The 21,072-nt window shown below is 30.1% G+C and carries 23 protein-coding genes; 12 read left to right on the top strand and 11 right to left on the bottom strand.

What is annotated here, in order from left to right; all coding sequences use genetic code 11:
- Positions 1 to 23 precede the first annotated feature (23 nt).
- A complete protein-coding gene (locus N2251_RS05855) occupies positions 24 to 2,237 on the bottom strand; it encodes a RelA/SpoT family protein (protein WP_260585787.1) in 2,214 nt (737 codons plus the stop codon).
- Between the two features lie 425 nt (positions 2,238 to 2,662).
- On the opposite strand from N2251_RS05855, the gene N2251_RS05850 reads away from it, so the two are divergent.
- From N2251_RS05850 to N2251_RS05840, 3 genes are all read left to right on the top strand, one after another.
- Positions 2,663 to 3,223 carry an RNA polymerase sigma factor gene (locus tag N2251_RS05850; protein WP_260585786.1) on the top strand — a complete coding sequence of 187 codons (561 nt, stop codon included), beginning with the start codon at positions 2,663 to 2,665 and terminating at the stop codon, positions 3,221 to 3,223.
- Positions 3,210 to 3,998: a hypothetical protein gene (locus N2251_RS05845; RefSeq protein WP_260585785.1), complete on the top strand. Its 789-nt coding sequence runs from the start codon at positions 3,210 to 3,212 to the stop codon at positions 3,996 to 3,998. The genes N2251_RS05850 and N2251_RS05845 overlap by 14 nt, the downstream gene beginning before the upstream one ends.
- Positions 3,999 to 4,063: 65 nt before the next feature.
- Positions 4,064 to 5,125 (top strand): hypothetical protein, encoded by a 1,062-nt coding sequence (locus N2251_RS05840; protein ID WP_260585784.1) that lies wholly within the window; start codon positions 4,064 to 4,066, stop codon positions 5,123 to 5,125.
- 17 nt (positions 5,126 to 5,142) lie between these two features.
- On the opposite strand, the gene N2251_RS05835 is transcribed toward N2251_RS05840, so the two are convergent.
- Positions 5,143 to 6,039, bottom strand: coding sequence for a sterol desaturase family protein (locus tag N2251_RS05835; RefSeq protein WP_260585783.1), 897 nt, complete (start codon positions 6,037 to 6,039; stop codon positions 5,143 to 5,145).
- Between the two features lie 122 nt (positions 6,040 to 6,161).
- Here N2251_RS05835 and rpsF point away from each other — a divergent pair, with 122 nt between their 5' ends.
- From rpsF to rplI, 3 genes are read left to right on the top strand one after another with little or no spacing between them, the layout of a single operon-like run.
- Positions 6,162 to 6,503, top strand: coding sequence for a 30S ribosomal protein S6 (gene rpsF, locus N2251_RS05830; protein WP_218772301.1), 342 nt, complete (start codon positions 6,162 to 6,164; stop codon positions 6,501 to 6,503).
- Positions 6,504 to 6,506: 3 nt separating this feature from the next.
- Positions 6,507 to 6,809, top strand: a complete 303-nt coding sequence (gene rpsR / locus N2251_RS05825) for a 30S ribosomal protein S18 (protein WP_218772302.1) — start codon at positions 6,507 to 6,509, stop codon at positions 6,807 to 6,809.
- Positions 6,810 to 6,824: 15 nt separating this feature from the next.
- Entirely contained in the window at positions 6,825 to 7,274 is a 450-nt protein-coding gene (rplI, locus tag N2251_RS05820; protein ID WP_260585782.1) for a 50S ribosomal protein L9, read from the top strand.
- 254 nt (positions 7,275 to 7,528) lie between these two features.
- Here the strand turns inward: rplI and lysA are convergent, their stop codons facing one another.
- The 6 genes from lysA to N2251_RS05790 all read right to left on the bottom strand — a co-directional run bounded on the left by lysA (position 7,529) and on the right by N2251_RS05790 (position 13,917).
- Positions 7,529 to 8,734 (bottom strand): diaminopimelate decarboxylase, encoded by a 1,206-nt coding sequence (gene lysA, locus N2251_RS05815; protein WP_260585781.1) that lies wholly within the window; start codon positions 8,732 to 8,734, stop codon positions 7,529 to 7,531.
- A 468-nt stretch (positions 8,735 to 9,202) separates the two neighbouring features.
- Entirely contained in the window at positions 9,203 to 9,973 is a 771-nt protein-coding gene (locus tag N2251_RS05810; RefSeq protein ID WP_260585780.1) for a pentapeptide repeat-containing protein, read from the bottom strand.
- A 119-nt stretch (positions 9,974 to 10,092) separates the two neighbouring features.
- The gene (locus tag N2251_RS05805; RefSeq protein ID WP_218772720.1) at positions 10,093 to 10,368 is read right to left on the bottom strand and encodes an HU family DNA-binding protein; all 276 of its coding nucleotides are present in this window, start codon (positions 10,366 to 10,368) and stop codon (positions 10,093 to 10,095) included.
- A gap of 185 nt (positions 10,369 to 10,553) precedes the next feature.
- Positions 10,554 to 11,498 (bottom strand): methionyl-tRNA formyltransferase, encoded by a 945-nt coding sequence (gene fmt, locus N2251_RS05800; RefSeq protein WP_260585779.1) that lies wholly within the window; start codon positions 11,496 to 11,498, stop codon positions 10,554 to 10,556.
- Entirely contained in the window at positions 11,499 to 13,382 is a 1,884-nt protein-coding gene (locus tag N2251_RS05795; protein WP_260585778.1) for a RecQ family ATP-dependent DNA helicase, read from the bottom strand.
- 4 nt (positions 13,383 to 13,386) lie between these two features.
- On the bottom strand, positions 13,387 to 13,917 hold the full coding sequence (locus N2251_RS05790; RefSeq protein WP_260585777.1) for an AAA family ATPase: 531 nt from the start codon (positions 13,915 to 13,917) through the stop codon (positions 13,387 to 13,389).
- A 121-nt stretch (positions 13,918 to 14,038) separates the two neighbouring features.
- On the opposite strand from N2251_RS05790, the gene N2251_RS05785 reads away from it, so the two are divergent.
- The 5 genes from N2251_RS05785 to N2251_RS05765 all read left to right on the top strand — a co-directional run bounded on the left by N2251_RS05785 (position 14,039) and on the right by N2251_RS05765 (position 18,078).
- The gene (locus N2251_RS05785) at positions 14,039 to 14,320 is read left to right on the top strand and encodes a DUF493 family protein (protein WP_260585776.1); all 282 of its coding nucleotides are present in this window, start codon (positions 14,039 to 14,041) and stop codon (positions 14,318 to 14,320) included.
- A 46-nt stretch (positions 14,321 to 14,366) separates the two neighbouring features.
- On the top strand, positions 14,367 to 15,224 hold the full coding sequence (locus N2251_RS05780; RefSeq protein ID WP_260585775.1) for a hypothetical protein: 858 nt from the start codon (positions 14,367 to 14,369) through the stop codon (positions 15,222 to 15,224).
- The gene (locus N2251_RS05775) at positions 15,187 to 16,566 is read left to right on the top strand and encodes a peptidylprolyl isomerase (protein WP_260585774.1); all 1,380 of its coding nucleotides are present in this window, start codon (positions 15,187 to 15,189) and stop codon (positions 16,564 to 16,566) included. The genes N2251_RS05780 and N2251_RS05775 overlap by 38 nt, the downstream gene beginning before the upstream one ends.
- A gap of 106 nt (positions 16,567 to 16,672) precedes the next feature.
- A complete protein-coding gene (locus N2251_RS05770) occupies positions 16,673 to 17,626 on the top strand; it encodes an AAA family ATPase (RefSeq protein ID WP_260585773.1) in 954 nt (317 codons plus the stop codon).
- Positions 17,626 to 18,078 (top strand): YybH family protein, encoded by a 453-nt coding sequence (locus N2251_RS05765; protein WP_260585772.1) that lies wholly within the window; start codon positions 17,626 to 17,628, stop codon positions 18,076 to 18,078. The genes N2251_RS05770 and N2251_RS05765 overlap by 1 nt, the downstream gene beginning before the upstream one ends.
- A gap of 72 nt (positions 18,079 to 18,150) precedes the next feature.
- On the opposite strand, the gene N2251_RS05760 is transcribed toward N2251_RS05765, so the two are convergent.
- Together N2251_RS05760 and N2251_RS05755 are read right to left on the bottom strand one after the other, a co-directional pair.
- Positions 18,151 to 19,038, bottom strand: coding sequence for a 3-hydroxybutyryl-CoA dehydrogenase (locus tag N2251_RS05760; RefSeq protein WP_260585770.1), 888 nt, complete (start codon positions 19,036 to 19,038; stop codon positions 18,151 to 18,153).
- Positions 19,039 to 19,053: 15 nt separating this feature from the next.
- Complete coding sequence (locus N2251_RS05755; protein ID WP_260585769.1) at positions 19,054 to 20,019, bottom strand: Gfo/Idh/MocA family protein; 966 nt, start codon at positions 20,017 to 20,019, stop codon at positions 19,054 to 19,056.
- A gap of 178 nt (positions 20,020 to 20,197) precedes the next feature.
- Here N2251_RS05755 and N2251_RS05750 point away from each other — a divergent pair, with 178 nt between their 5' ends.
- The gene (locus N2251_RS05750) at positions 20,198 to 20,839 is read left to right on the top strand and encodes a protein-L-isoaspartate(D-aspartate) O-methyltransferase (RefSeq protein ID WP_260585768.1); all 642 of its coding nucleotides are present in this window, start codon (positions 20,198 to 20,200) and stop codon (positions 20,837 to 20,839) included.
- Between the two features lie 54 nt (positions 20,840 to 20,893).
- On the opposite strand, the gene N2251_RS05745 is transcribed toward N2251_RS05750, so the two are convergent.
- Positions 20,894 to 21,055 carry a hypothetical protein gene (locus tag N2251_RS05745; RefSeq protein WP_260585767.1) on the bottom strand — a complete coding sequence of 54 codons (162 nt, stop codon included), beginning with the start codon at positions 21,053 to 21,055 and terminating at the stop codon, positions 20,894 to 20,896.
- Between the last annotated feature and the right edge of the window lie 17 nt (positions 21,056 to 21,072).

Below are 21,072 nucleotides of genomic sequence, written 5' to 3'. Positions count from 1 at the left end.
AAACAAGGATATTAAAATGATATTTACAATGTATTAACACGCTCTACTTTTTGTACGCCTTCTAGTTTTTTCATGCTATCGATTAGCTTATTTAATTGCGATTTATTTTGAACATTTAAGGATAGTTTTCCTTCGAAAACGCCATGATCACCAGAAATATTAATACTATTTATAAAAACGTCCATACTATTAGAAATAATTCGTGTAATACTATTTACAATTCCTTTATTATCTATTCCTGATAGAAGTATAATTGCAGTAAACTCTTGTTTTGTAGAGTCTATCCACTTGGCAAGCATGATTCTGTAGGCGTAATTAGATTGTAAAGATATTGCATTGGGGCAATCGTTTTTATGTACTTTTATACCTTCGTTAATGGTTACAAAACCAAAAACTTTATCTCCTGGAATAGGAGAGCAGCATTTTGCTAAGGTATAATCTAAAGTTTGTTCGTCTTTACCAAAAACTAGTGCATCATATTTATGGGTAACTTCTTCTTTTCCTGAAATTCCACTAGAATTACGGCGAAAAGTATTTTTAATAAAGCCCATTATTAAACCACTTCGTTGGGCAACAAACTCTTTTAGTTGTGTGTTGTCTATAGCGCCATTACCAATTCTAAAAAATAAATCGAAACTGGTTTTTAAACCGAAATAACTAGCAAGTTCATTAATTATTTTTTCACCAGAACCAATTTTTAAATGGCGTAGTTTTCTTAATAAAATAGCCTTTCCTTCTTCAGCAATTATTTTTTCTTCTGCTTTTAAGGCTGATTTGATTTTTGTACGTGCTCTAGCGGTTAAAACAAAATCTAACCAACGTACATTAGGTTTGTTGTTACTAGCTGTAAGCACTTGTACTTGATCTCCACTTTTTAGCGTATAACTTAAAGGTACTAATTTACCGTTTACTTTGGCTCCTCTACATTTTAAACCAACATCGGTGTGTACAGAAAAAGCAAAATCTAAAGCAGATGCTCCTTTCGGTAAGGATTTTAAATCGCCTTTAGGCGTAAAAACATATATTTCTTTAGCGTATAAATTAAGCTTAAAATCTTCTACAAAATCTACTGCATCTGCACTGTGGTTTTCTAAGGTTTCTTTTAAACGATTTAACCAACCATCAAGTCCATTTTCTTGCACTTTACCTTGTTTGTATTTAAAATGTGCAGCATAACCTTTTTCAGCAATTTCATCCATTCTTTCAGAACGGACTTGTACTTCTACCCATCTTGCTTGCGGACCAATAACGGTAATATGTAAGGCTTCATAACCTGTTGATTTAGGTTGGGAAATCCAATCTCGCAAACGTGCAGGGTTTGGCTTAAAGAAGTCGGTTACGATAGAGTATATCTTCCAAGCATCAAATTTTTCATCACCAGATGTTGGTTCGTAAATAATACGAATAGCAAATTTATCATATACTTCATCGAAGGTTACATTTTGTTTTTGCATCTTTCTTCTAATAGAAAAAATGGATTTAAAACGTCCTTTAATTTCATATTTAAAACCTTCTTTATCTAAAGCTTCGTTAAGTATTCCTGTAAAAGTATCAATATATTTCTGTTGGTCTTCTTTGCTGTCTTTTATTTTAATTAAGATGTCTTTGTAAACTTCAGGTTCTGTATATTTTAAACCTAAATCTTCAAGTTCTGTTTTAATGTTGTACAAACCTAAACGGTGGGCTAAAGGCGCATATATGTACAATGTTTCAGAAGCTATTTTTACTTGCTTATGAGGTGGCATTGCATCCATTGTTTGCATATTGTGCAAGCGGTCGGCAATTTTAATTAAAATCACTCTTACATCATCATGTAGAGTAAGTAACATTTTTCTGAAATTTTCTGCTTGTATAGAAAAATCTTGTTCTTTTTTTAAGCTAGATATTTTGGTAAGTCCGCTAACGATACGTGCTATGTTTTCGCCAAATAAACGCTCCATATCATCAATGGTGTAATGCGTGTCTTCAACAACATCATGAAGTAGCGCAGCAGCAATAGAAGTAGCTCCTAAACCTATCTCGTAAGCAACAATTTTAGCAACAGCTATTGGATGAAAAATATAAGGTTCACCAGTTTTTCTACGTTGTTCTGAATGTGCTTCTACAGCAATATCAAAAGCTTTACGTATTAATTTTTTATCCTCGTCGGATAGGGTTTGATAGGTTCCTTTTAATAAATCTTTATATCTGTGGGCTATTTCTTTATTCTCTTCTTCTATCGTTGCATTATAACTCATACGCTTAAAGCTCTTTTGTTAGATGTGTTTCAAAATAAAAATAGTGTAAAGAATTTTACTGAGCAAGTTTTAAAGAGAAATGTTTAAGACTAATTTATGAATGATAAAAACTTAGCGTCTGTTTTTTTGATTGGAAGTTTATTTCATTTTTTTTAAGTAAAGTATATAAAAGGATAAAAAATATTAAAGTTATAAATATCAGGTGGTTTTCCTACAAGTTATATTAATTTAAAAAGATACATTTGTTGTATAATTCAGAGGTAATAAGGCTTTAAAACATGTAAGTCCCCCTGAAATATCATTCAATATGATATTTGAATCTCCGACTTTTTTATAAAGTCGGAGATTCTTTTTTTACTTTCAGGCAACCTTTTTTACAATCTTCTAGTCTTTATATTTGTAGACAAGTAAATTAACTATTTGAATTGAAAATTATCCAGTTACATAAAAAAGAAGCTGTACTAATAAAAAGAGCAAGCGAGCAAAACAGAGAAGCTCAGCAATTGTTGTTTGAACAGTATTCACCTAAAATGTTAGGTGTTTGTAGGCAATATGTAAAAGATATACATCATGCAGAAGATTTAATGCTTTCAGGGTTTTTAAAAGTATTTACAAAATTACACACCTTTAAAAATGAAGGAAGTTTTGAAGGTTGGATTCGTAAAATAATAGTAAACACTTGTCTTACATATCTAAATAAAAAAAATCCTATTCAATTAACAGATGAAGAATTTGTTTTTAATGATGCGGCTACTGAAAGTTTAGAGAATACTTCGGTAGATGATATTCAAAAATTGATAGACAAATTACCAGAAGGATATAAACTAGTTTTTAATTTATATGCTATCGAAGGATACAAACATGCTGAAATATCAAAAAAATTAAATATTTCAGAAGGTACCTCTAAATCGCAATTGTTTAAAGCTAGAAAATGGTTGCAAGAAAGTTATATAAAAACAAATCAGATTGAAAATGCAGAAAAATAATATAGATACACATTTTGCTGATAAGTTAAAGGATAGAGAAATAAATCCATCAATATCAGCCTGGGAACGTTTGAGTGTTCAGTTAGATAAAGAGCAGCAAAAGAAAAAAAGGAAACGATTTATCTATTTAAGTTATGCTGCTAGCATTGCGGTGTTAATTAGTATTGGTTTTTTTTACGAAAGCAATGATAATATTGTAAATATCGAAAACACCATAGTTAATGCTTCTTTAGATACGCTAAAAATAAAGGATATTAATTTACATGAAATATCACCAATTGAAGAAGCTATTGTTAATAAAGATAAAACAGTTATAGATAACGAAATTCCATCAAAAAGAATTGAAAAACTGGCAGTTAAGAAGTATATAAGAGCTACAGAAAGTATAATGGCAATTGTAGAAAACACTCCTTTAGATAAAGAAAAAGATGCTTTAATAGATGAGAAAAGAGAAGTTATATCGGTTGTAAATATTCAAAAAAATAAAGTTGCAAGACCAAGAATAAAAGTTAATAGTGATGATTTATTGTTTGCTGTAACGCACTCAAAACAAGAAGTAAAAGAATATTACGCTGCCTATAAAATAAAAAGAAAAGATATGTTGGATACGATTCAAAAAGAATTGATAAGATCTAACTTAAAAATAAATCCTGAAACAATTTTAGCAGAAGTAGAGTACGACATTGAAGAGGCAGATTTTAAGCAAAACTTTATGCAGAAGTTCAAATCAAAAATGTCAGATGTAATTGTTGCAATTGCAGATAGAAATAAATAAGCGCTTACTAATTATCGATAATTAAAATCACCCAATTTTACCGTTTAATTTAAAATTTAAAAACCATGAAAAGAATACTACTATTAGTGTTGTTAGTAACAACTATTGCCCAGTCTCAAGTAAAAACATTTGAAAGTGAAGTGCAAAAAATATCTAGAAAAATTGATAAAATAACAAAAGAGCAAAAAGACTCATTAAAGGTTAAAATAAAAGAAATTAATTTTAAGCTAACAGAAAATGAGCTTACAAATGCTGAAGCCACTTCCTTAAAAAAGGAAGCTGCAGTATATCATGCTTCTCAAATTGAAAAAAGTGTAAGTTTTCAAGAGCAAATGTTACAACAATTAGTACAAGATAAAACTGAAGGAAAAGTTGTAAGTAATGATGATATTGAAGAAGAAAATACTTTTAAAATAGGAGGAACCACTTTTAAATTAAGTTTGTCAGAAAAAGATAAAAAGAAGAAAAAGTACCGAGAAAGTAAGCGAACAACTACTCAGTTTGTTTTTGCATTGGGTGTAAATAATGTTTTAACAAATAACGAATTTAACTCATTAAATAATTCGGATTATAAGTTTTGGCAATCGCATTTTTATGAAGTTGGTTTTACCTGGAAAACGCGTATTTCTAAACAACCCTCAAAAACATATTTTAAATACGGACTTTCTTTTCTTTGGAATAATTTAAGAGCTGAAAATAATGAATATCATACTATAAATGGTAAGGAAACGGTTTTAAGTGAGCACGTAAATAAGTTAAGCGAAAGTAGGTTGCGTCATGTACAAATGACTTTTCCAATGCATTTAGAATTTGATTTTTCAAAAAACAAAAAATACGCTGACAATAAAGTTGTGGACAGAACACATAAAGCTATTCGTTTCGGACTAGGAGGTTTCTTTGGTTTTAAATTAGGAACACGTCAATATTTAGAGTACAAAAATGCAGAGGGAGTAAGTGTAGAAGAGCTTCAGAAGGCAAGTTTTAATACAAATACTATTAATTACGGATTAAGTGCTTATTTTGCTTATAAAGGTTGTGGGTTATACGCAAAATATGATTTGAACCCGTTGTTTAAAAATACAGAAACAAGAAATCTTTCATTAGGATTGCGATTTGATATTAATTAACAAAAAAAGGAGAAGTTTTAAACTTCTCCTTTTTTGTTTTCTTCCCATTCTTGGCGTAAATCACCAGAAAGTTTTCCTGATCCGTCGTGTTTCCATCCAGGAGGTTTTAAAAAGTATAAAATTCTTTTACCTAAAGATGTTTTGCTAGTAAAAACATCTTTTAATAGGTTATACCATTCTATATATGCTATTTTAATAGGATTGTGAGTATTAATGTTGGTAACCAATCCGTATACAGGTTTTTCAACTTCAGGTTCAAAAGTACCAAAGAGTCTATCCCAAATAATAAAAATTCCAGCATGATTTCTGTCTAAATACTGAGGATTCGTAGCGTGATGTACTCTGTGATGACTTGGCGTATTAAAAATAGCTTCAAACCATTTCGGTAATTTTTTAATAAGCTCGGTATGAATCCAATATTGATATAATAAGCTAATACTCATTTGCGTTAAAATCATTAACGGATGAAACCCAATAAGCGCCAACGGAGCCCAAAAAATAAACGTATAAAAGCTCCCGGACCAAGTTTGGCGTAAAGCAGTACTTAAATTATATTTTGTAGAAGAGTGATGCACTACGTGACTTGCCCAGAACAACCTGCTTTCATGTGCGATTCTATGGTTCCAGTAATACACAAAATCTTCAGCAAATAATAAGATAATCCACGACCACCATATAAAAGGTATTGTAAATATTCTGTAATTGTATAATAAAGTAAAAATAGTAAATACAACACCTTTGGTAAATAAACCAATAGCTACATTGCCTAAACCCATTGTTATAGAAGTAGCAGCATCTTTAAATTCGTAACCTTCTAACTTTACTTTTACTGTAATTATTACTTCAATAATAACCGTTAGTATAAAAAAAGGTATAGCGTAATGAATTAAGTTAGGGATTTCAGGAATTTGCATACAAATAGTTTGGTTACAATAATACATAAAAAAACATATATTATTTTTAGCAACAAGAGATTGTTTCCCCAATGAAAAACAGTATATTTGCAAACTTAAAATAAATTTTAAACAATTTAATTATGAATCATTACGAAACTGTTTTCATTTTGAATCCCGTTTTATCTGAAACTCAGATAAAGGAGACAGTAAAGAAGTTTGAGGACTACTTACTATCTAAAGGTGCAGAAATGATTTCTAAAGAAGATTGGGGCTTAAAAAAATTAGCTTACCCAATTGAAAAGAAAAAAAGTGGATTTTACCACTTATTAGACTACAAAGTAGCTGGAGATGCTATTACTCCTTTTGAATTAGAATTCAGAAGAGATGATAGTGTTATGCGTTATTTAACTGTAAGGTTAGACAAGCATGCTGAAGCGTGGGCTGAAAAAAGAAGAGAACGTGTTAAATCTGCAAAAAAGTAAGAAATGGCGTCAACTACAATAGAACAACAATCAAAAGGAAATAAGCAAGGTGAAGTACGTTACTTAACTCCGCTTGATATCGAAACAAAAAAAGAAGCTAAGTACTGTCGTTTTAAAAAGAACGATATTAAGTACATCGATTATAAAGATGCAGACTTCTTAATGTATTTAGTAAACGCACAAGGTAAAATTTTACCAAGACGTTTAACAGGAACATCATTAAAATATCAACGTAAAGTTGCACAAGCTATTAAAAGAGCTCGTCATTTAGCTTTAATGCCATACGTTGGTGATTTATTAAAATAATAAAGAAGTAGAGACATGGAATTGATACTAAAACAAGACGTAGAAAATTTAGGTTTTAAAGACGATGTTGTAACTGTAAAGAATGGTTATGGTCGTAACAGCCTAATTCCTAAAGGGTTTGCAATATTAGCTACTTCTTCAGCTAAAAAAGTATTAGCTGAAAATTTAAAGCAACGTGCCTTTAAAGAAGCTAAATTAGTAGAAGATGCTAGTAAAGTGGCTGAAACTATTAAAGGATATGAATTAAAAATTACTTCTAAAGTAGGTTCTGGTGATAAGTTATTTGGTTCAGTAAACAACATTAATGTTGCTGAAGCTTTAACTAAAGCTGGTACTGTAATTGATAAGAAATATATCAAAGTTACTGGAGGTAGTGTAAAAAGATTAGGTAAATATAACGCTGCTGTACGTTTACACAGAGCTGTAGTTGCTGATATCGTATTTGAAGTTGTTGCTGAAAAGTAAGACTTTAAAATAGTTATAATAAAAAGCCTACTCAACGAGTAGGTTTTTTTATGGTTAAAACTCTTTGGTGTAAAGAGTTAAATAGCTGTGTTTGTTGAAAAAAGGGGGTTTACCTACCTTTTTAACTGAAAATAAGTGCCATATTTGTAGTGTAATTGAAGTTAGGGGACTTTATTACAGTACTTTAAAATATAGTCTGTTGAGGGGTTGATTATATTTTAGATAAACTCTGATCTGTTAAGATCAGAGTTTTTTTATAGTTTAATTTCTTCTTGATTTCTAAGAATATCTTCTATAGTCTCTCTTTTTCTTATCAAATAATCTTTGCCTTTGTAAATCATAACTTCCGCTGGCTTAAATCTTGAATTGTAATTAGAAGCCATTGAGTAACAATAAGCACCAGCATTGTGGAAGCATAAAATATCTTCTTCAGAAATTTCATTAATTCGCCTGTTAGACCCAAAAGTATCAGTTTCGCATATATAACCTACAATGCTATAAAAACGTTCTCTACCTTTCGGATTAGATAAGTTTTCTATATAATGGTATGAATTATAAAGCATCGGACGTAATAAGTGATTCATTCCACTATCAATACCTGCAAAAACAGTAGAGGTTGTTTGTTTTATAACATTTACTTTTGCTAAAAAATATCCACATTCACTTACTAAAAACTTACCTGGTTCAAACATTAAGGTAACATTTTTACCGTATTCTTTACAAAATTTATTAAATCGATCAGATAATTTTTCACCTAATTCAACAATATCAGTAGAAATATCATCTTTTTTATAGGGCACTTTAAAACCACTACCAAAATCAATGAAATCGATATTTTTAAATTGCTTAGCAACGTCAAATAAAATATCAGAAGCTCTAATAAAGGTGTCAATATCTAAAATATCAGATCCTGTGTGCATGTGAATACCGTTAATACGCATTCCTGTATTTTCAACAACTCTTTTTATATGCGGAACTTGGTGTATTGAAATTCCGAATTTAGAATCTATATGTCCAACAGAAATATTACTATTTCCACCAGCCATTATATGTGGGTTTATACGAATACAAACAGGAACCTTAGGATGTTTTTGTCCAAATAATTCAAGTATCGACAAATTATCAATATTAATTTGAATTCCCAATTTAGCCACTTCTTCAATTTCTTGTAAAGAAACACCATTAGGAGTATAAATTATATCTTTAGGTTTAAACCCTGCATGTAAGCCTAGTTTTACTTCTTGAATAGAAACAGTATCTAATCCACTTTTTAGTGTATTAAAAACCTTTAAAATATTAACATTAGATAATGCTTTAACAGCATAATTTAATTTTAAACTTTTAACCTTAGAAAAAGCTGCTGTTATATTTTTATACTGATGTATTATTTTTTCAGTATCGTATACATAAAGTGGAGAACCATACTTGTTGGCTAAATTTAATAATTCTTCTCTATTCATTTTTATCTATTATTTGAAGTGTCAAATGTAACGAAGCATTGTTTTTTGTGAAATTATTTATAAGAAATATACAAATCTTGTTTTTTTGTAGAAAAAAAGGTTGTTATCAGAATTTTAAAAGGTGGTTTTCCTAAACAAAGAATTTTAAAAATGATACATATTTGTAGTGAAATAAAAATAAGGGGATTTATTTCAATTTAGATGATATTTTCTGTAAGGGGATAAAATATCATTATAAACAAAGCTCTAGTGTATAACACTAGAGCTTTCGTTTGTTTTTTAGATTGTTCTGTTTTATAAAAGGTGTTTTTCCTTTGAATTATACACCAAAAAAGTGTCATTTTTGTAATGAAATAAAAAGTTAAGGGGTTTTATTTCAATCTTTATGATATTTTCTATAGGGGTAGATAATATCATAAAAAAAACTCTAGCATTAGCTAGAGTTTTTTTTGAGATCTTATAAACTTACTATTTATTTTTTATTGAATGTTTGCTAAAGCTTTTTCCGTTTATTTTAGTGTACTTAGAGTCTATATCATAAGCAACATCCATATCGGTAATATTAAAATCACCAGATACTTTAGCGTATTTTATATTTAAATCTTCGTTAAACTTTACGTTTTTAAAAGAAACTCCATTATTAAATTCGGTGTATTTAAAAATAGCACTTTCATTAAAAACTGAATTAGCAAAACTTACATATTGTTTAAAATTGACATATTTAAATGTAGCAGGTTCCTCAAAGAAAGTATTTTTAAAAGAAATACCTCTCTCGAACTTGGCATATTTAAAAGTAGAGTCATCGTTGAATTTAGTATTTGAAAAATCAGTATTTCTTTCAAAATCAGAGTATTTAAACATGGCTTTTTGTTTAAAAGTACAATCTTTAAATATTACTTCGTCTTCAAAATTTGCAATAAATGTATAACCGCTTTTTTCATGAGGAATATATGCTAATACATCATTATTAAAAGTACAATTAACAAATGATACTTTATTAGTAATTTGTTTTTCTATAGTATTAGAGCCGCCGTTATTCCACCAGCTTTTCCTTTTTGGTAATTTAGGTAGCGCTTCATTCATAAAAGTAAAGTCTAATACGCCTTTAATGGTAGCGTTAGAAATAGTTACTGATTTACCATTTTTTACATCTTTAATAATATCCGAAGCATTTACTGTTTTTTGCGCATAGGTAGTTAAGCATAATAAAACGGCAATAAATGTAATTGTATTTTTCATGTTTTTGTTTTTGTAGTATACTTAATAGACAAATATTTGTTTTACTTGTGACACTATTATAAAGAAAAACAGCATTTAGTTGCCTAAATGCTGTTTTAAATATGTTTTTAAGAAAAGTCTTAGTTGTTTACTGAATCACTTAAGCCAGCACCCGCTTTAAACTTTACTACGTTTTTAGCAGCAATTTGAATTTCTTTTCCTGTTTGAGGGTTTCTACCAGTTCTAGCAGCTCTTTCAGAAACAGACCAAGTTCCCCATCCAACTAATGCAACTTTGTTACCTGACTTTAAAGACTTAGTAACGTTAGAAGTTAAAGAGTCTAATGCAGCTTTAGCATTAGCTTTAGAAATTCCTGCGTCAGCAGCCATTGCATCGATTAAATCTGATTTGTTCATAATTTTAATAAGTTTTAAAAATTAATTTTTGTTTTTCGCTAAATAGCTCAACAAATATAGTAGGAATGCGGTACCATGCAAGTTTTGACTCTGAAAAAAAGCTTATTTGTTAATAAGTAGGTTACAATTGTTAATAACCACGGTCGTTTTTTACCATAAAACGTTAAAACCTTATAAATAGAGGGCTACAGCGCTTTTGCTTCTTTATCGAATTGAAAACCGTTTAACAAACTTTTAGCATCCATTAATTTTTTACCAGAAATCTTAATTTCATCAACAATAAGAAAACCATCTTTTACAGCAATTTTTAATTCCTTTTTAGAAGTAATAACTGTTCCGTTTGTAAATTCATGGGCAGAAAATTCTTTTGTTACTCCATATATTTTAGCTGAAACTTCTTCTTCACCATTTTTTATAGTTGTCCAAGCAGCAGGGTATGGGTTTAAGCCACGAATATGATTGTAAATATCGGTTAAAGATTTATCCCAATCTATTTTACAATTATGAGGAAACAGTTTATGAGCAGGTTTCTCCTCTAATTCGGGCTGTTTTGTGGTATTTACATCTCCAGTAGCTATTAAGTCTAAAGTATCAGCAACTAAGCCTGCACCTAAATGCATTAATCGGTCGTGTAACTCACCAACAATTTCATTTTCTTTAATAGTTACTTCTTTTTGTAAGATAATTTCACCAGTATCAATTTTATCATCAATAAAAAAAGTTGTAACACCTGTTTTGGTTTCACCATTTATAAGTGCCCAGTTAATAGGAGCAGCTCCACGGTATTCCGGCAATAAAGATGCATGCAGATTAAAAGTACCATATTCCGGCATTGCCCAAACAGCTTTTGGTAACATTCTAAAAGCAACCACTATTTGTAAATTAGCATTCCAATCTTTTAAAGCATCCTGAAATTCTTCATTTTTTAAATTGGTAGGTTGAAGAATAGGAAGGTTTTGAGACAACGCATACTTTTTTACAGCAGATTGATTTAGCTTACGACCTCTACCGGCAGGTTTATCTGCAGCAGTAATTACACCAACTACATTATAATTGTTTTCGATTAGGTGTTGTAAAATGGTCACAGCAAAATCGGGTGTTCCCATAAAAACGATGCGTAAATCTCTCATTTATAAAAAGTATTTATTATTAATAGCGTTTATTTTTTCTTCGGATAAAAGCGTGCGCAAAAGTATTAAAATGTTTGCTTCTTTTTCGTTTAGATGTGTACTGATTTCGTATGATGTTAAGGTTTTATATTCTTGCAATAAATTAAGAATATCAGCCGGTTTTATAACAATGTTTTGTTTTGCTTGCAAGCAAACATCGCAAATACCGCATTCTTTACTACTAGTTTCATTAAAGTAATGTAACAACTGTACACTTCTGCAAACGTTATTGTTTTTAATAAACGCTAATAAATCATTATTTTTTTGTTTTTTTTGACCTAAATACAAACGGATGTTTTTAGAAACACGATTTACAGTTGTATCGTCTTCTCTCGGATGCAGAAAAAATAATTCTGAATTATTGGTTGCTTGGTTGTATTCAAGCATTTCTTTTTCAGCCATTCGTTCTAATTCCTCAATAACATGCCAAGAAGTAACACCTACTTTTTTAGCGATATAAAACTCATCAATTTTTACCAGGTTTTCAAAAACACCACCATACAAGCGTAATAATGTTTGTGCAAAGTTTTTAGAAGATGGATTTTGTTGAGAGTACAGCAAAATTTGTTTACTTGAAACTAAAAATTGAATGGTAGATTTTTGTTGAAAATTAGAATTTAATTCTATGATTCCGTTACTATTTAATATCTGTAAAGCGTTGTAGGTTTTATTAGGAATTAACTTGTATTTACTGCAAAATTCTAAAAAGTTAAAATCGAAAGCAGTTTCTATAAGTTCTCCTTTGGCAATTTGAAAATGTTGATATAACTTTCGATGTACCAGTTTTATATCTTCGATAACAGGCAGCGATTTTTCCAATAATTCTTTGCTAAGCTTAATATCATTATCATTTGTTAAAACGACAGAAAAAGCTTTGTTACCATTTCGTCCGCCACGACCAGCTTCTTGAATATAATTTTCTATAGATCCTGGAAGGTTTAAGTGAATAACAACCCGAACATTTGGTTTGTCTATTCCCATACCAAAAGCGTTTGTAGCAACAATAATTGGTGTTTTTTCGGTCATCCAACTATCAAAAGAAAGTTGTTTTTCTAAACTTGTTAATCCGCCGTGATAAAAAGTGCTTTTAAAACCATTTGCATTTAAATAAGCACTAATTTCTTTGGTTTTAATTCTAGCGTTTACATAAACAATTGCTGGTGCTTTTGTTTTAGTAAAAATCTGATGTAGTTTACGGAGTTTGTCATCCGTTTTAAAAATTTGATACGCTAGATTTTCTCTATAAAAAGACTTTTTAAAAACCGTAGGTTTTTCCAAGCCTAAAGAAACTATAATATCATCAATAACTTTTTTGGTAGCTGTTGCCGTTAAAGCAATAATACTTGTTGTTGGATGTAGTTCTTTTAAAATAGCTATATGCTGATAAGAAGGGCGAAAATCGTGTCCCCACTCAGAAATACAATGCGCTTCATCAATTGCAATTAAATTTACCTCTAATTGCTTTATTTTTTCTTGAATAAAACGAGATTGTAAGCGTTCGGGAGAAATATATAAGAACTTTATTTTTCCGAAACGGATATTATCAAAAAGTGTAATAATATCATCTTGGGAGCTTCCAGAAGGAATAACGGTAGCTTTTATGCCTTTAGCAACAAGACTTTCTACTTGGTCTTGCATTAATGCTATTAATGGCGAAATAACAATACAAACACCATCATTTATTAAAGCAGGAACTTGAAAACAAATAGATTTACCGCCACCTGTGGGTAATAAAGCGATGGTATCTTTTTTTTCTAATATAGCCGCTATAATTTCTTGCTGCGGAGCTCTAAAAGAACTGTGTCCCCAATAATGTTTTAATATGTTTATGGATGCTTCATACATCGTTTTATAACGATTGTAAAATAAAATCGCAACGTTTTTTTATAGTTCCGAAAGGAACATTTATAATTTCATATCCTATTTCTTTATAGGCAGCTTTTAAATAAGTATCAATTTTTACAGCTTGTTCGTAGCTTTCGTAGCGCTCATTATCTGATCTGTAAATTTTCTGCCATGGAGCACACATAAATACTTTTGTATATAAATATTGATCACTTTTTTCTCTGTAAATAGGAGGGTATTCATTTCCTAAATAATTCATGTATGCATGTACGTCAGGAATCCCTCTATCAAAAAAAACAATATCGGTATTACTTTTTTCAGCTTCTAAATATTGTTGTTCTCTACCTTCTAATAACATTTGACTAAAAAGCAAGGGTTGTTCTAAAAACAATTGATCTATTCCTTCTTTTTGAGCTTTAAGTATTACTTCTCTCGAAATTTCAGGCATACAATTATATCCTTGATTTATAAGCTCTCTTAAAATTGAAGATTTCCCCGTACCTGGTCCTCCTATTAAAACTATTTTTTGTTGCATGATGCAAAAATATAAGTTTCAAACTATAAATGTAATAAATAGTGTAATTTTGTGCTGTATCATTTTAAGGTTGCCTTAATTGATGCATATTATTTTTTAGAAAAAAGATTTATAAAGCATTATGTCAGATAGAGAAGCATTTTATATTAAGTTAAAAGGTCAGTTAGAAGATACCACTACATTCCCAAGTAAATATTTATATAAATTTATTGTGCCAACAGATGAAAATCAGGTAGAAGAGGTAAAGAATTTATTTGATAAAGGTGGTGCCGTTATTGAGACTAAAAAATCTAAAACAGGTAAATACAATAGTCTTTCTATTTTTTTAAATGTAAAAAGTGCTCACGAAGTAATTGCTTATTACAAAAAAGCAGACGTTATTAAAGGAATTATTTCTTTATAAAAGGAACAAGATATTTTAAATTTAAAAACATTTAATCAATAAAAAAGTGAGAAAAATAATCTTTTTATTAATAAGTATTTTAATTGTTTCGTGTGATTTAATTAGTTTAAAAACTAAAAAAGTAACACAACACAGGCCTATTGCGACTGTTTATAACAAAAACCTTTATAAAAAAGATATTGAAGAGTTACTACCAAAAGGTATTAGCAAAAAAGATAGTTTAGTTATTGTAAAAGGACTTATTAACTCTTGGGCAAAAAAACAATTATTACTCGCTAAAGCGGAAGAAAATATATCTGGTGTTAATAGTACTAAGATTGAAAAATTAGTAAATGATTATAAGAAAGGCCTTTATATAAATGGTTACAAAGAGCGTTTAATAAAACAGCAGTTAGATACGATTGTAAATCCGCAAGAAATTGAAGTGTATTATCAAAAAAATAAAGATAATTTTAAGCTAAATGAAGAATTATTACAGTTTGAATATATTCACTTCGGAAAAGATTTTTTAGACAAAGAAGAAGTCATCAAAAACTTTGAATCTTCAAAGGAAGAAGACAAAGAAGATTTAGAAAGGTATTTATTAAACTTTAAATCTTATCGATTACAAGATTCAACTTGGGTCTCATTTTCTTACTTACAAGAAAAAGTTCCGCCTTTTCAGGCGGAAACGAAGCAAAGTTTGTTAAAAATTTCTAAATACATACAAAAAGAAGATAGTTTAGGAGTATATTTGGTCGCTGTAAAAAAGATGTTGCAACAAAACGCCACAGCACCTTTGTTATTTGTAAGTCCGAGGATTAAACAAATAATTTTACACAAAAGAAAATTAGAATTAATTAGAGAGATAGAAAAAACGCTGATAAATGATGCAATTCAAAACAAAAACTTTAAAGAATACTAGTCTATTATTCACCTTTTTCTTAGCTAGTTTAGGGGCTGTAAATGCACAAGAAACTAAAATAGATGGAGTAGCAGTAGTAATTGGTAAAAACATTGTTTTAGATTCTGATATAGATAAGTTTAAGCAAGAGGTTGAGCTAAGGAGTGAAGGGAAAGTTAAAATTTCTAATTGTGAAATGTTAGAAGAGTTAATGGAGCAAAAATTATTAGCACACCATGGTGTTATTGATAGTGTTGTTGTTGCTCAATCAGATATTGACAGTAAAGTAGCAAGAAGTATTGCTTACTTTACAAATGAATATGGTAGCGAAGAAAAAGTAATTAAAGCCTATGGTTTTAACGATATTGAAGATTTAAAGAAAGAGCTAGCAAAAGTTCAAAAAGAAAACCTTCTTATCGAAAAAGAACAGCAAAAAATTACTGGAGATATAGATGTAACTCCAGAAGAAATACGTGTGTATTTTAAAAGTTTAGCAGATAAAAAAGAATTGCCAGAAATTCCTGCTGAAGTGAAAATAGCACAATTAGTTTTAAAAGCTACACCTACAAAAGATGAAAACGATCGTATTATAAACAAGCTTACTGAAATTAAAAAGCAAGTTGAAGCTGGAGCTAGTTTTAAATTAAAAGCGATTATAAACTCTGACGATCCTAGTGTTTCTCAAAATAGTGGTAATATGGGGGTCATAACCAAAGAAACAGGTTTTGTAAAAGAATTTAAAGAAATCGCATTTTCTCTAGAAGAAGGTCAAATATCAGAACCTTTTAAATCTCCTTTTGGTTATCATATTATTTTACTGAATAAAGTGAGAGGTAACGGACGTGATGTTTCACACATATTAATGCAACCAGAAATAGCAGATGAAAAGTTGAAAGAAACAAAAGACGCTATTGAAAAAATTAAAAAAGATATAAAAGAAGGAAAAATTACTTTTGAAGAGGCTGTAAAAAAATATTCAGAAGAAGAAGAGACTAAAAGTAATGGAGGATTATTGATAAATCCATATACACAAGAAACTACTTTCGAGTTAACAAGAATGGCACCAGATTTATTTGGTAGAATTAGCGAACTTAATAAAGGTGATTTATCGGATGTTTTTTATGATGAAACTCGTGAAGGTGAAAAAATGTATAAGGTAATCTTGTTAAAAGATAAAACAGAAACACATACAGCCGATCTTGTTGAAGATTACGTAAGAATGCAACAGTTTGCTTTGGTTAAGAAAAAAGAAGAGACCATAACAAAATGGACAAAAGAAAAAATCCAAGAAACCTACATAAAATTAGGAAGCGATTATAAAGATTGTACTTTTAAGAAAGATTGGAAAAAAGAAAACAAATAAGAACTAATAATTTTAGTATATTGTGATTCCCGCGTTTAGCGGGAATCTTAGTTTACAATAGTTTGTAAATTAAGATTTTTGAAAAAGAAAATTTAAAATTTAATCTATGTCAGACGTAGCTGCTGTAAACAGTTTAGTAAAGAAATTTGGTCTTTTACAACAAGAGATAAGTAAAGTTATAATTGGGCAGCAAGAGGCTGTTAACTACACCTTATTATCGGTTTTATGTGGTGGGCATTCCCTTTTAATAGGCGTACCTGGATTAGCAAAAACCTTATTAGTAAATACAATTTCAGAAGTATTGGGTTTACAATTTAGTCGTATTCAATTTACACCCGATTTAATGCCTTCTGATATTTTAGGAAGTGAAATTTTAGATGAAAACCGTCAGTTTAAATTTATAAAAGGACCCATTTTTTCTAATATTATTTTAGCGGATGAAATTAACCGTACGCCACCTAAAACACAAGCAGCTTTGTTAGAAGCAATGCAAGAAAAATCGGTTACCATTTCGGGTAATCATTACAAGTTAGATTTACCTTTTTTTGTGTTAGCTACCCAAAACCCTATAGAGCAAGAAGGTACGTATCCTTTGCCAGAAGCGCAGTTAGACCGTTTTATGTTTTCTATTCATTTAGAATATCCAACCTTTGAAGAAGAAGTAGCCGTTGTAAAAAATACAACATCAACAATAAATCAAAAAGTAAATGCAGTTCTTTCATCACAAGAAATTATAGAATTACAAAAATTGATTCGAAAAATTCCTGTAGCTGATAATGTAGTGGAGTATGCTGTTGGTTTGGTTGGTAAAACGCGCCCAAAATCAGATAAATCAACCGAGTTAATACAAAAATATATTGATTGGGGAGCGGGACCAAGAGCTTCACAAAACTTAATTTTAGCTGCGAAAGCACATGCAGCGATAAACGGAAAATTTTCTCCAGATATTGAAGATGTGCAAGCAGTTGCTATTCCTATATTATCACACAGAATCGTTAAAAATTATAAAGCGGAAGCTGAGGGAATTACAATTAAAGAAATTATTAAATCATTATTTTAATGAAAAAATTACTCGTATTTAGTGTGCTATTTTTAGCTATAATAGTTTCTTGTAAAAAAGAAATTGTTACAGTTGATCTATCAGAAGAAACAGAAAAAAAAGAAATTTTAGCTATAATGAAAGCTCAAGAAAAAGCGTGGTCTAATCACGATTTAGAAGGTTTTATGGAAGGCTATTGGAAAAGTGATTCTTTAAAGTTTTATGGAAGTAACGGAATTACTTTTGGATGGGATAAAACGTTAGCAAACTATAAAAAAGGCTATCCAACAAAAGATCATTCGGGTGAACTTAAGTTTAAGGTAAATGATATTTCAAAAATAAATAGTGGAGCTTATTTTGTGATGGGAGCATATCATTTAACAAGAAAAGTAGGCAATGCAAATGGCGTGTTTATGATTATCTTTAAAAAGATAAATGGTGAATGGAAAATTATAGCAGATACTTCTTGTTAAGGTAATTACTTAAAACCCAAAAAAGAGGCAATTTCAATTAAAATTGCCTCTTTTTATTATATAAAAATATTTTTAAGAAAACATCTTCGCTACTTTTTCAGCTTTTCTACTTTCACTATAATCGTAAAAACCTTCACCTGATTTTACACCTAATTTACCTGCATTTACCATGTTTACTAATAACGGACATGGAGCGTATTTAGGGTTTTTAAATCCTTCGTACATAACATTTAAAATAGATAAACAAACATCTAACCCAATAAAATCTGCTAATTGTAAAGGCCCCATTGGGTGCGCCATACCTAATTTCATTACCGTATCAATTTCAGCAACACCAGCAACACCGTTGTATAGTGTTTCGATAGATTCGTTAATCATTGGCATTAAAATACGGTTGGCTACAAAACCAGGGTAATCATTCACTTCAACAGGTGTCTTACCAATTTTTTTAGATAAATCAACCGTAAAATCCATTACTTCATCAGTGGTGTTATAACCTCTAATAATTTCAACCAATTTCATGATTGGCACCGGATTCATAAAGTGCATTCCAATTACTTTTTCAGGTCTGTTGGTAACCGCAGCAATTTGTGTGATAGAAATAGAAGAAGTATTGGTAGCTAAAATGGTATCTTCAGGACAAACTTCATCTAAGTTTTTAAATATTTTTAATTTTAAATCAACATTTTCAGTAGCAGCTTCAATAACTAAACTTGCGTATTGAACTCCTTCTTTAATTGATGTATAAGTAGAAATGTTGCCTAAAGTTGTATTTTTATCTTCTTCAGATATTTTTTCTTTAGTAACCATTCTATCTAAATTCTTAGTGATAGTTGCTAAACCTTTGTCTAAGGCAGTTTGCGATATATCAATAAGTTGAACATTGTATCCAAATTGAGCAAATGTATGCGCAATTCCGTTACCCATAGTTCCTGCTCCAATTACAGCGATATTTTTCATTTTGTGTGTGTTTTATTATTTTTTAAAGCAATCAATAATCATGTGGGCAACTCGTAAAGCTTCGGTTCCTTGACTTAATGATACGATTGGTGTTGTGTTATTGTTTATTGCATCCGCAAACGATTCTAACTCATCTAAAATAGCATTATTTTCAACGACCTCAGGATTATCGAAATAAATTTGTTTTTTAACACCTTCAGCATTTTGAAGAATCATAGCAAACTCATCCGGGTTTTCAGGAACATCTTTCATTTTAACGACTTCTGATTTTTTTTCTAAGAAATCAACAGAAATATAGGCATCCTTTTGAAAAAAGCGACTTTTACGCATGTTTTTCATTGAAATTCTACTAGAAGTTAAGTTGGCAACACAACCGTTTTCGAATTCAATACGAGCATTGGCAATATCTGGCGTGTCAGAAATAACTGAAACTCCGCTTGCATGCACATTTTTTACTTTAGATTTTACTACTGATAAAATAATATCAATATCATGAATCATTAAATCTAAAACAACAGGTACATCAGTTCCTCTAGGATTAAATTCGGCTAATCTATGTGTTTCGATAAACATTGGTGTGTCTATCATATCTTTTACAGCAGTAAAAGCAGGGTTGAAACGCTCTACATGACCAACTTGACCACGAATATGGTTTTGACTAGCTAAAGTTCTTATAGCTTGCGCTTCTTGTAGGGTATTTGTAATTGGTTTTTCAATAAAAATATGTTTCCCTTTTTCAATGGCTTGCTTTGCGCAATCAAAGTGAGATAATGTAGGTGTAACAATATCTACAACATCTACAGCATTTATTAACTCATCAATAGAATCGAATAATTTATATCCAAATTCTTTCGCTACTTTTTGAGCATTTTCAGTAAAAGGATCGTAAAATCCTACCAATTCATATTTTTTAGATTGTTGTAACAAACGCAAGTGAATTTTACCTAAATGACCTGCCCCTAAAACTCCAGCTTTTAACATAGTATGTTTGATTTTGTATGGTCATTTTTAATAGAAGAAAATTTTAAAATTTATCTTTAAAATGACGTTGTTTTTAACCTATTTATCTTTTCTTTTTTAAATAGAAAAGCAATGCTAACAAAGATACACTTTTATACAGATTTATTACTATTTTTGACTTGCTGAAATTTTACCATTTGTGATAGATACTACCAAACATCAAGGACTTAGAAATCAATTAGCTACTGTTTTACAGGCTAAAGGCATTATAGATAATAATGTGCTAAACGCTATTCGTAAAATACCAAGGCACCTGTTTATAGATAGTAGTTTTGAGGCACATGCTTATCAGGATAAAGCATTTCCTATTGCTGCAGAGCAAACTATTTCTCATCCGTATACGGTAGCATTTCAATCTCAAGTTTTGGAAATTAAACCAGGAGATAAAGTACTTGAAATAGGTACTGGATCAGGATATCAAACAGCTGTTTTATTAGAGTTGAAAGCGGAAGTGTATTCGATAGAGCGCCAGCATGAATTATTCAAGAAAACGTCAAGGTTTTTACCTAAAATAGGATATAGACCTAAGCGATTTATTTTTGGTGATGGTTATAAAGGTTTGCCTGAAGAAGCACTTTTTGATCAGATTATAGTAACAGCCGGAGCTCCGTTTGTGCCTAAAGCATTATTAGGACAAATAAAAGTAGGAGGTAAGTTGTTGATTCCTGTTGGAGATAAAGAACAGATAATGACATTATTTGTAAGAAAATCACCAAAAGAATTTGAAAAACACGAATTGGGTGATTTTAAGTTTGTACCAATGCTAGAAAGTAAGAACTAAAAAATCCGCCTAAGAAAAGCGGATTTATTGAATTTGAATAAAAGAAACATCAATTTATTCAGCAATCTCAGTTGCATCAGCAACAATAATTTCTGATTGATGTTGGTTTTGTTTTGTTTGGTCAACTTTAGATAAACCACAAGGTGCTGTACTTCCACAAGAAGAAAAACCTATTAAACTAACAACACAAATTGCAATAAATACTACTTTTTTCATTTTTTTGGTTTTAAAAA

The sequence above is a fragment of the Tenacibaculum haliotis genome, from assembly GCF_025215075.1.
In the GTDB taxonomy this organism is placed as follows: Bacteria; Bacteroidota; Bacteroidia; order Flavobacteriales; family Flavobacteriaceae; genus Polaribacter; species Polaribacter haliotis_B.
The sequence above is the reverse complement of the archived record's forward strand: the minus strand, read 5'-3'. Positions and strand labels throughout refer to the sequence as shown.